The sequence below is a fragment of the Salinicoccus kekensis genome, from assembly GCF_900220995.1.
Classification (GTDB): Bacteria; Bacillota; Bacilli; order Staphylococcales; family Salinicoccaceae; genus Lacicoccus; species Lacicoccus kekensis.
In genome coordinates this window covers 205,747-217,937 of the sequence record NZ_OBQF01000003.1, presented here as the reverse complement: position 1 = coordinate 217,937, position 12,191 = coordinate 205,747, and the positions used below count along the sequence as shown (strand labels likewise).

12 protein-coding genes and 1 riboswitch are annotated in these 12,191 nt (G+C 49.6%); of the genes, 5 read left to right on the top strand and 7 right to left on the bottom strand.

The window, feature by feature from the left end:
* Positions 1–51 precede the first annotated feature (51 nt).
* The 3 genes from CRN96_RS07605 to CRN96_RS07595 form a co-directional block, all read right to left on the bottom strand.
* Positions 52–2,409, bottom strand: coding sequence for an FdhF/YdeP family oxidoreductase (locus CRN96_RS07605; protein ID WP_097040770.1), 2,358 nt, complete (start codon positions 2,407–2,409; stop codon positions 52–54).
* 66 nt (positions 2,410–2,475) lie between these two features.
* Positions 2,476–3,765: an L-lactate MFS transporter gene (locus tag CRN96_RS07600; RefSeq protein ID WP_097040767.1), complete on the bottom strand. Its 1,290-nt coding sequence runs from the start codon at positions 3,763–3,765 to the stop codon at positions 2,476–2,478.
* A 77-nt stretch (positions 3,766–3,842) separates the two neighbouring features.
* Positions 3,843–5,132, bottom strand: a complete 1,290-nt coding sequence (locus CRN96_RS07595; protein ID WP_097040765.1) for an L-lactate MFS transporter — start codon at positions 5,130–5,132, stop codon at positions 3,843–3,845.
* 161 nt (positions 5,133–5,293) lie between these two features.
* Here CRN96_RS07595 and fdhD point away from each other — a divergent pair, with 161 nt between their 5' ends.
* The 4 genes from fdhD to thiE all read left to right on the top strand — a co-directional run bounded on the left by fdhD (position 5,294) and on the right by thiE (position 8,617).
* Positions 5,294–6,079, top strand: a complete 786-nt coding sequence (fdhD, locus tag CRN96_RS07590) for a formate dehydrogenase accessory sulfurtransferase FdhD (RefSeq protein WP_097040763.1) — start codon at positions 5,294–5,296, stop codon at positions 6,077–6,079.
* Positions 6,080–6,151: 72 nt separating this feature from the next.
* Positions 6,152–6,270: riboswitch (TPP riboswitch) on the top strand.
* A gap of 148 nt (positions 6,271–6,418) precedes the next feature.
* On the top strand, positions 6,419–7,216 hold the full coding sequence (gene thiD / locus CRN96_RS07585) for a bifunctional hydroxymethylpyrimidine kinase/phosphomethylpyrimidine kinase (protein ID WP_097040761.1): 798 nt from the start codon (positions 6,419–6,421) through the stop codon (positions 7,214–7,216).
* Positions 7,217–7,221: 5 nt separating this feature from the next.
* Positions 7,222–8,001, top strand: a complete 780-nt coding sequence (gene thiM, locus CRN96_RS07580; RefSeq protein WP_097040759.1) for a hydroxyethylthiazole kinase — start codon at positions 7,222–7,224, stop codon at positions 7,999–8,001.
* The gene (gene thiE / locus CRN96_RS07575) at positions 7,994–8,617 is read left to right on the top strand and encodes a thiamine phosphate synthase (RefSeq protein ID WP_097040757.1); all 624 of its coding nucleotides are present in this window, start codon (positions 7,994–7,996) and stop codon (positions 8,615–8,617) included. The genes thiM and thiE overlap by 8 nt, the downstream gene beginning before the upstream one ends.
* 83 nt (positions 8,618–8,700) lie before the next feature.
* Here the strand turns inward: thiE and CRN96_RS07570 are convergent, their stop codons facing one another.
* From CRN96_RS07570 to CRN96_RS07555, 4 genes are all read right to left on the bottom strand, one after another.
* Positions 8,701–9,486, bottom strand: a complete 786-nt coding sequence (locus CRN96_RS07570; protein ID WP_097040756.1) for an N-acetylglucosaminidase — start codon at positions 9,484–9,486, stop codon at positions 8,701–8,703.
* 65 nt (positions 9,487–9,551) lie between these two features.
* The gene (locus CRN96_RS07565) at positions 9,552–10,094 is read right to left on the bottom strand and encodes an NADPH-dependent FMN reductase (RefSeq protein WP_097040754.1); all 543 of its coding nucleotides are present in this window, start codon (positions 10,092–10,094) and stop codon (positions 9,552–9,554) included.
* 104 nt (positions 10,095–10,198) lie between these two features.
* Complete coding sequence (locus tag CRN96_RS07560) at positions 10,199–10,381, bottom strand: hypothetical protein (RefSeq protein ID WP_097040752.1); 183 nt, start codon at positions 10,379–10,381, stop codon at positions 10,199–10,201.
* Between the two features lie 92 nt (positions 10,382–10,473).
* The gene (locus CRN96_RS07555) at positions 10,474–10,662 is read right to left on the bottom strand and encodes a hypothetical protein (protein ID WP_143544301.1); all 189 of its coding nucleotides are present in this window, start codon (positions 10,660–10,662) and stop codon (positions 10,474–10,476) included.
* Positions 10,663–10,781: 119 nt separating this feature from the next.
* Between CRN96_RS07555 and CRN96_RS07550 the strand changes: the two genes are divergently transcribed.
* Positions 10,782–12,140 carry an aldehyde dehydrogenase gene (locus tag CRN96_RS07550; protein WP_097040748.1) on the top strand — a complete coding sequence of 453 codons (1,359 nt, stop codon included), beginning with the start codon at positions 10,782–10,784 and terminating at the stop codon, positions 12,138–12,140.
* The last annotated feature ends 51 nt before the right edge of the window (positions 12,141–12,191 follow it).

The window sequence follows — 12,191 nt, the reverse complement described above, 5'->3', positions numbered from 1 at the left end:
TTCCTCCAAAAAGAAAAGCCGGCGCGGGGCCGGCTTGCTTAAAATTCATATTTAGTTCGGATTGTCTTCCAGATCCGGAATCGATTTTTCGTAGTACTGACGGTCTTTATTGGCGTTGAAGTGGTCCGCTTTCTCCACTTTAACATCAGTGACGTAGTCAGGCATTTCAACGAAGTTTTCGTAGATGCCTTTCTCAACGAGGTAGTTCCCTTCAGGGAAGAGGACACCGACGTTGCCGTCCTTGATGTCTGCAATTTGGACGAAGCCTTGGAAAACGCCGTTCTTGTTGTAGAGTACGACCGCTTCGTTTTCTTCAAGACCTTGTCTGCGTGCATCCGCTTCACTCATCAGGACGCCGTAGCGGCCCATGTGGTTGAATGCATCCGTCTCGCCGTACACCATGGAGTTGAACTGTTTACCGCGGCGCATCAGGAGTTTGAATTCTCCGGCTTTCGCGTTGTTGTCCGGGATATCCATGCTGATCAGGTTGGCACGGCCGTCCGGTGTCGGACATACGCCGCCTTCACATAACCATGCTCCGCCGTACTGGTACACGTCGCCTGCCTTCTTCAAGTACTGGACACCGTCGTATTGAGGGTTCGCCTTGGCGATCTCATTACGGATCTCCTGTCCGGATTTGAAGTCGATCAGATGTGCATTTTCAGGTTTTACGCGCTTGGCAAGATCGATGTAGATCTTCCACTCACTGCGTGCTTCGGCAATGCGGTTGCGGTTCCCTTCGATTTCAGGGGAGAAGTAGATCATTCTCTCCGTTGAAGTCGACAGTCCGCCGCCGTCCTGCTCGTAGCGTGTTTTCGCCGGCAGTACGATGACCGCTTCTTTGGCATCCAGAAGTGTGGATGTGTTCAGGATGATATCCTGATGCACACGGATGTCCAGGTTCTCAAGGGCATCCTTTACAAAGTCCGGATCCGGCATCGTCTCAAGGAAGTTACCGCCCGACATGTAGTAGAGTTTCAGCTTTCGCTCGCTGTCTTCAGGGAGCATTGCATTTTCGATCGTCACACCCACGGAATCCCCAGGCCATTTCGGCAGTTCGAAATTCCAAAGTTTTTCAATTCTCTCAGTGTTGATTTCATCATAGTCTCCACCCGGCAATGAGAACGGGTCTGCACCCATTTCGCCTGAGCCCTGGACACTTGAGTGTCCGCGGAGCGGCATAAGGCCGTTGTACTTGCGTCCGAGCCATCCGCGCAGGAGGCCGATGTTTGCAACTTGTGAAATGTTGTCTGTCGCATGTTTGTGCATAGTGAGGCCAAGTGCCCATACCATTACACCATTTTTGGACTGTGCGAGCAGGTTGCCGAGCTCGACAATTCTTTCCTTCGTGATGCCTGAAGATTCGATGATTTCATCCCATGACTGGCTTTCGACTGTTTCTTTCAATTCTTCATAGTTGTTGACATGATCACGTACGAACTCGTGGTTGATCGCGGAACCTTCGACTTCAGCTTCCATTTCGAACCAGTGTTTCATGATACCGTGCATCAGCGCGATATCACCGCCGATGTTCACTTCGTAGAAATCATCTGCAAGCTGTGTGCCGAATAATGCAGACTCGACTACAGACGGCACCCAGTAGTTTTCCATAGCAGGTTCCCTGTATGGGTTGATCACGATGATTTTAGTACCGCGTTTTTTCGCTTCCATCATGTACTTGGTGGAGACAGGGCTCGCGTTTGAAGCCACACTTCCCCAGAATACCAGCACATCGGTACCGAGCCAATCCTGATAGTTACAAGTTGAAGCACCGACGCCGACTGAGCGTTTCAATGCTGATTTACTCGGTGAGTGACAAATCCTCGATGCGTTGTCGATGTTGTTCGTCTCAAGGTAACGCGCCGTCTTCGCAGCAACATAATATGATTCGTTCGTGATGCCGCGGCTTGTTAAGTAAAATGCATACTGCTTCGGATCAAGCTGCTTCATTTTGTCCGCAACGGTGTCCATTGCCTCATCCCAGGAAATTCTTGTGAATCTGTTTTCACCTTTACGGCGGATCATCGGATAAGGTATGCGGCCCAGTTCACGCAGCTCTGAAGAGCTTAGCTTCCTGAGTTCGTTGATGTCCTGGTGCAGCATCTTAGGTTCGATCGGCGGCGCTGTGTTCAGTCTTAAGACGTTGAAACGCGTTGTACAGACATGCGGGCCTGTCAGAGTCTGGTCCTGAAGGCCGCCCACGCCGAGCGCACATCCGTCACAGACCCCTTTTAAGATTATATTTTTGGCATAGTTCAGGTTGTCTTTGTTCTTCCATGCAATCTTGGCTGAATCTATGATATGTCGTGGTTTGACTTTTGTGATTCCAAAAGGTACAGGGCTGACCCATAAACTTGTGTCCCATCTCTTTGTTTTGTTAATAGGACCCGGGTGTAAAGTTTTACCCATTTATGACACTCCTTTTATCCATAATAAATATATTATACATTAATTTTATATGTTTCAAAAGGATATTTACTCAGCGAGCTGGGGTTTATCTTGTAGAGTTTGTGAACTTCCCGTCGTTTCGCCGGCACTTTCCCTGATCTTTCTGATATCAGCACGTATAAGCAGTGAAAGTATGAGCGCCACAACAAACATCCCCGTGAATATATACAGCGTCAATGTGTAGCTTGCCGTCGCCTCGTATATCTCAGCCACGATGAGCGGACCTGCAAGACCTGCTGCTGCCCATGCGGTCAAAATATAGCCGTGGATCGCACCGAGCTGCCTCGTGCCGAAGATGTCGCCGATGTAGGCGGGAATCGCAGCAAAACCGCCCCCGTAACAGGAAATCATGATGAATAATAATATCGCGAACAAGTATTCATTCGTGACGGCCGGCAGTATTGCGAACACACCGATCTGGATGACGAAGAAGATCGTGTACAGGTTCGGCCTGCCGATATAGTCTGAAATGGATGCCCATATCAACCTGCCGGCGCCATTGAAGACACCCATGACACCGACGATGAGTGCTGCGGCCGCCACCGTCACACCGGTGACTTCCTGAGCCATCGGACTGGCCACTGCAAGGATTGCGATACCGCAGGTGATGTTGATGAACAACATCAGCCACAGGAAGTAAAACCGTCTTGTCTTGATTGCCTCATTGGCGGTGAGCTGCACATAATCCCGCTTCACTTCCTTCGGTGAGTCGTCTTCATTCTTCATGCCTTCAGGCACATAGTCTTCAGGCGGCCGTTCAAGATACAGGCTTGAGGCCAGCATCACTATGAAATAAATGGCTCCAAGCACAAAAAACGTCGCCGGAATGCTGAGTGTACCCATCAGGAATTCCATGGCAGGGGATGCGATCATCGCAGCAAAGCCGAAGCCCATGATTGCAAGACCCGTCGCCATCCCCCTTCTGTCCGGAAACCATTTGATGAGTGTCGATACAGGCGTGATATAGCCGACCCCGAGTCCGATACCGCCAAATACCCCGTAACTGATATACAAGAGCCACAGGCTTTCAACTTGTACAGCATAACCGCCGATGCCCATGCCAATCGCGAAAAATAATGTTGCGACCAAGCCGGAAATCCGCGGACCGTACCTCTCAACAAAATGCCCCATGAATGCTGCCGAGAGCCCTGAAAATAAGATCGCCAGACTGAATGTGAACGATACATCGGACAATGACCAGCCGATTGATTCCTGAAGCGGGCCGGTGAAGACACTCCACGCATATACAGATCCGATCGATATATGGATTCCCACAGCTGCAAGCGCTATCAACCAGCGATTCTTTTTAACTTCCATACCCTTTTCCCCCATAAGCCTAAAGATTTACATCAAATATGGTCGTCATATAAAATGCATATGTTTAAAAAGGTTTTTTACTCAGCCAGCTGCGGCTTATCCTGTACACTTTGCGGACTTGCCGCCGTCTCACCGGCACTTTCCCTGATCTTTTTGATATCAGCGCGTATAAGCAGTGAAATGACGAGCGCCGCTACAAACATCGCCGTGAATATATACAGCGTCAACGTATAACTTGCCGTCGCCTCGTATATTTCAGCAACGATGAGCGGGCCTGCAAGACCTGCTGCCGCCCATGCGGTCAAAATGTAACCGTGGATCGCACCGAGCTGCTTCGTCCCGAAGATGTCGCCGATGTAGGCGGGAATCGCAGCGAAACCGCCTCCATAACATGAAATCATGATGAACAGTAATATCGCAAACAAGTATTCATTCGTCACGGCCGGCAGTATTGCGAACACACCGATCTGGATGACGAAGAAGATCGTGTACAGGTTCGGTCTGCCGATATAGTCTGAAATGGATGCCCATATCAGCCTGCCGCCACCATTGAACACACCCATAATGCCGACGATGAGTGCTGCAGCGCCGACTGAAATGCCCGTGATCTCCTGCGCCATCGGGCTCGCCACCGCCAGTATTGCGATGCCGCAGGTGACGTTGATGAACAGCATCAGCCACAGGAAGTAAAAACGCCTTGTCTTGATCGCCTCATTGGCGGTGAGCTGGACATAATCCTGCTTCACTTCCTTCGGTGAATCATCCGTATTCTTCATGCCTGCAGGCACATAACCTTCAGGCGGTCGTTCAAGATACAGGCTCGATGCCAGCATCACTATGAAATAAACGATTGCGAGTATGTAGAATGTCGCCGGAATACTGAATGCATTCATCAGGAATTCCATTGCAGGTGATGCGATCATTGCAGCGAAGCCGAAGCCCATGATTGCGAGCCCCGTCGCCATACCCCTTCTGTCCGGAAACCATTTGACGAGCGTCGAGACAGGTGTGATGTAACCGATTCCAAGTCCGATACCACCAAATACACCATAGCCCAGATAAAGCATCCACAAGCTTTCAATCTGTACTGCATAACCTGCTGTCGCCATACCGAGCGCGAAAAATGATGTCGATACCAAGCCTGATGCCCTCGGACCGTACTTTTCAACAAAATGCCCCATGAATGCTGCCGAGAGGCCTAAAAATAAGATGGCCAGACTGAATGTGAACGACACATCAGACAATGACCAGCCGATTGATTCCTGGAGTGGGCCGGTGAAGACACTCCACGCATATACAGATCCGATCGAGATATGAATACCTACGGCTGCAAGCGCTATCAACCAACGATTCTTTTTCACTTCCATTCCCTATTCCCCCATAAGCTTAAAGATTTACATTAAATACGTTTATCATATAAAATGTATATGTTTGATATAATGAATTATATAGGTTGCCCACAATTTCAACAATAGTTTATTTTTAAATTGTGAATATTTTATGAAAATATTTTTAAAGAGGTTAGATTATGGAAATTACTACAGAAAGGAAAATTGTCAGATATCAAAGCGGACAATTTTCAAATATAGACGATATGGTGGCTGAAGAATTCCCGCTCACTGTGTATATTAATGATATCGAATTCGTCACCCTCGTCTGTTCCCCCGACCATCTGGAGGAGCTGATCATCGGCTTCCTTGCTTCCGAAGGCGCCATAAGGTCATACAGTGATATAAAATCCTTCAATCTCGATGACAGGGGTGGTTTCTGCCACATCAAACTGCATAAGTCGATACCGACAGACCATTTCCAGTATTCGAAGCGGATACTCGGTTCATGCTGCGGGAAGAGCCGCCAGTTCTATTTTCAGAACGATGTCGACACGGCCAAAGTGTCGATGAGTAAAACGACGCTGACACCGGAGCAGGTCAGCAGGCTGATGATCGAGATGCAGACGACGAGCACGATCTTCAAGGAGACCGGCGGCATCCATAATGCAAGCCTCGGCGACCCGGATGGCACAGTGGTCCACCGTGGTGATATCGGCCGGCATAACGCCCTCGATAAATTGTACGGCTACTGTGTGCAGAATAATATCTCCGTCCGGGACAAAGTACTTGTATTCAGCGGCCGGATTTCATCGGAAGTACTGACCAAAGCCGCAAAAATCGGTGTGGGCATCGTGCTGAGCAAATCTGCGCCGACCGATCTTGCCATTGGACTTGCCCATGACTTGAACATCACAGCCGTCGGATTCGTCCGCGGTGAATCGTTCAATGTTTACACCCATCCATGGCGCATCACCGAAGACTGATTGTTTCCAAAATGCCGGATCCTTCATTTGACTTACGCACCCGGCACATCTATGATGAAATTAAGTAAATAACAGTACCACTAGGGGTGCATTGGCTGAGATAGCACATCCGGGAATAAACTTCCGGAAAGTGCTGATCCCTTCGACTTGATCTGGATAATACCAGCGTAAGGAAGTGGTTTAGTACTTGAATATCAGACAGCTGACCAAATATATACATCTATAGACTATGATGCGCTTTTGGTGTGTGCTGTTATTTATATTACTAAGCCTGCTTCTGCAATGTTGATATTGCTGGAAGCGGGCTTTTTATTCTGCAACATGGAAGGATGGTCATTTATGGCAAGTGCTTTACCTATTGCGCTGACGATAGCGGGAACCGACCCTTCGGGCGGTGCCGGGGTCCTCGCGGACATCAAATCTTTTCAATCCCGCGGTGTTTACGGCATGTCAGCGGTCACCTCACTCACCGCACAGAATACGCTCGGGGTCCAGGATGTCTTTAATGTGCCCGCCGGGTTTTTGGACGCACAGCTCGGAAGCATATTTTCCGATGAAGCGCCGCATGCGATGAAAAGCGGCATGATCGCAACCGAGGAAATGATGCATGTCATCAGGCGGTATGCAGATGAACACAGTATCCCCTTCGTCATCGATCCGGTCATGATTTCAACATCGGGGCACAACTTGATTGATGAGGGGGCCATCGATTATCTGCGGGACTCGCTCCTGCCCCTGGCCGCCACGGTGACACCGAATATCCCGGAAGCGGAAAAGCTCACGGGCATCACCATCGAAAGCGAAGCGGATATAGAGAAAGCCGCGAAGATCTTTATGGACGAAATCGGTGTGGAGAGCGTCATCATCAAGGGCGGACACCTCAAAGGGGACGCCGTCGATTACCTGTTCCAGAAGGATGATTCCCTGAAATTGTCATCGGAGCGGATCGACACCGGGCACACACATGGCACGGGCTGTACCTTTTCTGCAGTCATCACCGCGGAACTCGCAAAGGACCGGACACTTGAAGATGCGTTCCGGACAGGTAAAAAGTATATAACGGAAGCAATACGGAAGACACCCGAGCTCGGCCGGGGCCAGGGCCCGGTCAACCATTTCGCATATAAGGGGGAGTGAATGATATGACTACTTTAAGTAAACTGCGGGGGAATCCGCCGCTCATCGTCTGCATCACGAACGATGTCGTAAAAGACATTACGGCAAACGGTCTTCTCGCACTCGGGGCCTCCCCGATCATGAGCGGGGAGAAGAGTGAAGCGGCAGGGCTCATGCAGGCGGCGGACGGTCTGCTGATCAATATAGGGACTGCTGATACGCATAAGAAAAATCTCATGTTTGAAATGGCGGAAGCAGCGAATAAAAACAATGTGCCTCTGGTGCTCGACCCGGTCGGCTATGCCGCTTCGGACTTCAGAAGGAACCTGGTGGATGAACTGATCGAAAAATATGAGTTCACGCTGATCAAAGGGAACCAGAGTGAAATGATGGCACTCGCCGGCCTTGAGAGCACTTCCCGGGGCGTGGATTCCACAGATGCCGGGGATGCACTCGAAATTGCCGAAGCTGCATTTGAAGCTCTGAACATACCGGCGCTGGTCACCGGTGAAACGGACGCCTTCGTCACACGCACACGCCGGTATACGCTCCATAACGGAAATGGACTGCAGGGTAGGATCACCGGCTCGGGCTGTCTGCTCGGTGCGGTCATGCTTGCCTTCATCTCAAGAAGTGACGGGCTCACCGACGGCGCCCTCGATGCGGTGAGCTACTACAACTTATGCGCCGAGTCCGCTGCCGGGCAGAATCCGGGACCCGCCACATTCAGGACAGGTTTCATAGATGCCCTCTATTTGAATGATGCCTCACTGCTTTCAGGAAAGGACATCAGGCAGCATGAATAAGGTGGATTTAAGGCTTTACTTCATATACGGTTCGGCACAGGGCGATGCCGGCACGAGCCTGAATGTCATCAGGCAGGCGCTTGCAGGCGGCATCACGATGTTCCAGCTCCGTGAAAAAGGAGCCGGTGCACTCGAGGGAAGAAGCCTTTTGGATTTTGCATCTTCGGTGAAATCACTGACTTCTGAATATGGGGTTCCCTTCATTGTGAATGATGATGTGGATCTCGCGATGGAGGTGGAAGCCGACGGCATCCATATTGGACAGGATGATATGAAGCCAGCAGATCTGCCCCGGTGGTTCGACCGGAAAATCATCGGGCTCTCCGTCGGAAGTCGGGAGGAGCTCGTTCTGAGCGACCTCAGTAACGTCGATTATATCGGCACCGGCCCCGTGTTTCCGACTCGGTCGAAAGATGATGCCGGGGCGGCCATAGGCACGGCGGGACTCCGGCAGATGCGGGAAGACATCGGGCGCATGCCGATGGTTGCGATCGGCGGCATTACACATGCAAACTACAAAGCGTGCCTTGAGTCCGGTGCAGACGGAATCGCAGTGATTTCCTCAATTTCCGGTGCCGATGATGTCACCCGGGCAGCGCGCGAATTTTTAAAATGAGGGGAAGAGCGGGACCATTTAAAAAGCCGGATGCAGAAGCCTTTTCATAAGGTTTCTGCATCCGGCTTTTATAGTGCCGTCCATTATTCTTCCCGGTATTTCGTGAATTTGAAATCACCGGTCTGAAGTGCATGATCATCATAGTATGATGCCATTATACCGGCGATACTGACCGCCCAGCTGATGTCGGTCGCATACTGATTCGTGCCCGGTTCATGGGGGTTCCAACGCATCTTGTAGAGGGTATGCTGGCCGTTATTCACGTAGTTCCGGCTGATGAACTCCGCACCGCCCATGATTGCACGCTCTGGGGATGACCAGTCTTCTTCGGCCGCATAGCTCGATCCCGCTTCCACCGCCTGCCGGTCGAAAGCCCCGATGCCGAAGAAGTTATAATATGTCGTGCCGTCCGCTTCTATGCCCCGGGCGAGCTCGGATGCACCGTTACCGGTTTCGATCTGTGTATGGCTGATTAAATACAGTACATTGATATCATGAGCCTCCTGGGCTTCGAGGTATGTTTCCCCGTATCCTTCAAGGATGCCCCTGCCCTCCAGTATCTCATTCAAAGTACCTGCATCTACCTCCACCTTCTGTCTGAGGTCGAGATGCTGCAGCGGATAATACTCTTCATCCGTCTGCATGTAATGCCTGATCTGTTCTTCCCCGGCCTCCGTCAGCCGGCCGTCCTGGATGGTCACATCCTGGGTATTTTTGTCGAGCTGGAGGGCGACCGCCTCATCGAAAGTGTAAGGTGAACGATTTTTGTCATTCCCTCCGGTTTCTGAAAATATGAAAGTGATCACGAACACCCCCATGATCAGACTGAGTATCAATAATGGTAAATCATCTTTATCTTCCCTGAACATGGCCTTTATCCTTTACAAAAAATGAATACTCTTATATTACAACTTAAACATCAAAAAAGTAAGCATCAAATGTGATGCTTACTTTTCGTCATCGTTGCGAGGTCCATCAGGGAATCGATCATCTTACCGATCCTCTGCTTCATCTCATCACTGAGATGGGCATACTCGCCTTTCTCGTTCTTTTGATAATCCGCACTGCTTGCACAGACCTGGGTCGGCACAGCCAGCGCATGCAGCCCCCTCATCACTATCCGAAGCTGGGCCAGCGGGTCGGTGTTCCGCATGCCGCCGCTCGTACAGTACAATGCGACCGGCTTGCCTTCGAACTGATCGAATGACAGATGGTCCAGTGCATTTTTCAAGATGCCGGAAAATGAAGTATGGTAGTTCGGTGTGCCGATGATGATCGCATCTGCTTCCCTTGCGATGGTCTTGAATTCTTCAAGGTCCTCAGTCGCTGGAGATCCGAGAAGCGGGATATCCCATTGACACAAATCTATGATTTCAACATGGTTTTCAGGCTGTTCAATCTGAGCTTTTATTTCTTCTGCCAGAAAAGCAGCACTTGAACCCGGGAACGGACTCCCGGAAATGATCAGCAGATTCATAAGCTGGCTCCTTTATCAAAATATTTATTACATTCATCATACCATTTAGGCGCATTATATTCCCATACATCAAAAGATGTAAAAAAAAAGAGACTTTAAAAGTCTCAATTCATCAACTTATTATTCAGTTCTTCCAATTTATCATAGACATCATAGGGTAGTTCAGCAAGTGTGACTTCTTCATCAGCCAATTTCTGCGCAAGTTCCATATCGATACCTACAGCTTGGCTGATCTGGTATGGGGTCAATTTTTCCACGAGTAGTGAAAGGTTTAATTCTGTGCTCATAAAAGTCACCTTCCTTATAAGTATCGAAGAGTACTAATAATTAATTATACCATATAATCCACATACTGCAAGTATATGCTGAACACATTCAACTATTTCTTCACGCGGCCGAATAAAGCCCCTTCCAAATGATGGACTTTCTCCAGAATTTCAGGGCACAAATCCTCCAACGACATGCTGCCATCCAAAATGCTCTGTACCTGATCGATGGGTATTTCCAATGCTTCGCTAAGCTGGTAACTGGTAAGACTGCCGCCGAATATATTCAGCTCATGGATCATATGCATCACCCTTATCCTTGAAGTCTCTTAAGTATACGTCCTTTCATCCAAAAAGCAATCTATTCCACCTTAATTATTTCCCATTTAATCGGGTACAATATGCGTGAGGAGTGATTTTTATGTATGAATCTGTGTTCCATAAACAAAAACAATTTTTCCAGACAAAGGATACACTTGCCATCCCCACCCGCATAAAGGCGCTGAAACAATTGAAAGATGCCATAAAACTGCATGAGGATGATATCTTCTCTGCAATGAGGGCCGACTACAACAAAAATGAAAGTGATGCGTTCCTGACGGAAATCGGCATCATCTACAGCGAGATTAATTTCCATATCGAAAACTTGAAGGATTGGGCGGCCCCGGTGGATGTGAAGACGCCGGTCACCCATTTCGGTGCGAAATCCACCATATACAAGGAGCCCTTCGGTGTCACACTCATCATCTCACCGTGGAATTATCCATTCAACCTTGCAATGGCACCGCTCGTCGGGGCGCTTAGTGCCGGCAATACGGCGATATTGAAGCCTTCTGAACATACACCGAATGTTTCAAGCACCATATCCCGCATCATCGCTTCCGCCTTCCCGGAAAAGTATGTCACGACGATCGAAGGCGGCATAGAGACGAACCAGCAGCTGCTGGACCTTCCATTCGACTACATCTTCTATACCGGCAGTTCACAGGTCGGTAAAATCGTCATGGAAGCCGCCTCGAAGCATTTGACCCCCGTGACGCTTGAGCTTGGCGGCAAATCGCCGAGCATCGTCATGAAGGATGCAAATCTCAAACTCGCGGCGAAAAGGATCGTCTGGGGCAAATTCATGAATGCAGGCCAGACATGCGTCGCCACGGATTATGTATATGCCGACAACAGGATCAAGGATCAGCTCGTCAAACACCTGAAGCACTACACCCACAAATTCTATAACAAGGAGTTCGAGTCGGAAGATTATATGCAGATCATCAATGACAGGCATTTCAAACGTGTCCATGGTTATATCGAAGGTGATATCGCATACGGCGGCCGCAGCCATAAATCGAAGCGGATGATCGAACCGACGATCATCCAAAATGCAGACTTCAGCCATCCGGCGATGAAAGAGGAAATCTTTGGACCGGTACTGCCGGTGCTCGGCTTTGATGATTTGGAGAAGGCGATGATCGACATCAGGGATATGCCGGATCCGCTGGCATTATACGTATTCACCGAAGACCGCAGTGCAGCGCGCCACATCATTGAAAATATCCCTTTCGGGGGTGGTGCGGTCAACGATACAATGTTCCATCTCGCAACACCTCATCTGCCTTTTGGAGGCCGTGGCCACAGTGGTATGGGGAAATATCACGGGCGTTATTCCTTCGATACTTTCACCCACGAGAAAAGCATTCTGCATCAGACGACTCTGTTTGACATTCCCCTGCGCTATCCGAATTACAGGAAGTTCCAAAAGCTGTTGAAGTACATTTGGAAGTGATGTCTTTTTAGAATAACGCCGGGCGGTACGGGGACGGTCCGGATGAGTCTG

What these genes read in the sequence shown, in the direction of transcription:
- CRN96_RS07570 (WP_097040756.1), bottom strand. Translation starts at nt 9,486, where the DNA reads ATGTTCAGGGAAGATAAAGATGATTTACCATTATTGATACTCAGTCTG.
- CRN96_RS07550 (WP_097040748.1), top strand. Translation starts at nt 10,782, where the DNA reads ATGTATGAATCTGTGTTCCATAAACAAAAACAATTTTTCCAGACAAAG.
- thiM (WP_097040759.1), top strand. Translation starts at nt 7,222, where the DNA reads ATGACTACTTTAAGTAAACTGCGGGGGAATCCGCCGCTCATCGTCTGC.
- fdhD (WP_097040763.1), top strand. Translation starts at nt 5,294, where the DNA reads ATGGAAATTACTACAGAAAGGAAAATTGTCAGATATCAAAGCGGACAA.
- CRN96_RS07555 (WP_143544301.1), bottom strand. Translation starts at nt 10,662, where the DNA reads ATGATCCATGAGCTGAATATATTCGGCGGCAGTCTTACCAGTTACCAG.
- CRN96_RS07595 (WP_097040765.1), bottom strand. Translation starts at nt 5,132, where the DNA reads ATGGAAGTGAAAAAGAATCGTTGGTTGATAGCGCTTGCAGCCGTAGGT.
- CRN96_RS07605 (WP_097040770.1), bottom strand. Translation starts at nt 2,409, where the DNA reads ATGGGTAAAACTTTACACCCGGGTCCTATTAACAAAACAAAGAGATGG.
- CRN96_RS07565 (WP_097040754.1), bottom strand. Translation starts at nt 10,094, where the DNA reads ATGAATCTGCTGATCATTTCCGGGAGTCCGTTCCCGGGTTCAAGTGCT.
- thiD (WP_097040761.1), top strand. Translation starts at nt 6,419, where the DNA reads ATGGCAAGTGCTTTACCTATTGCGCTGACGATAGCGGGAACCGACCCT.
- thiE (WP_097040757.1), top strand. Translation starts at nt 7,994, where the DNA reads ATGAATAAGGTGGATTTAAGGCTTTACTTCATATACGGTTCGGCACAG.
- CRN96_RS07560 (WP_097040752.1), bottom strand. Translation starts at nt 10,381, where the DNA reads ATGAGCACAGAATTAAACCTTTCACTACTCGTGGAAAAATTGACCCCA.
- CRN96_RS07600 (WP_097040767.1), bottom strand. Translation starts at nt 3,765, where the DNA reads ATGGAAGTTAAAAAGAATCGCTGGTTGATAGCGCTTGCAGCTGTGGGA.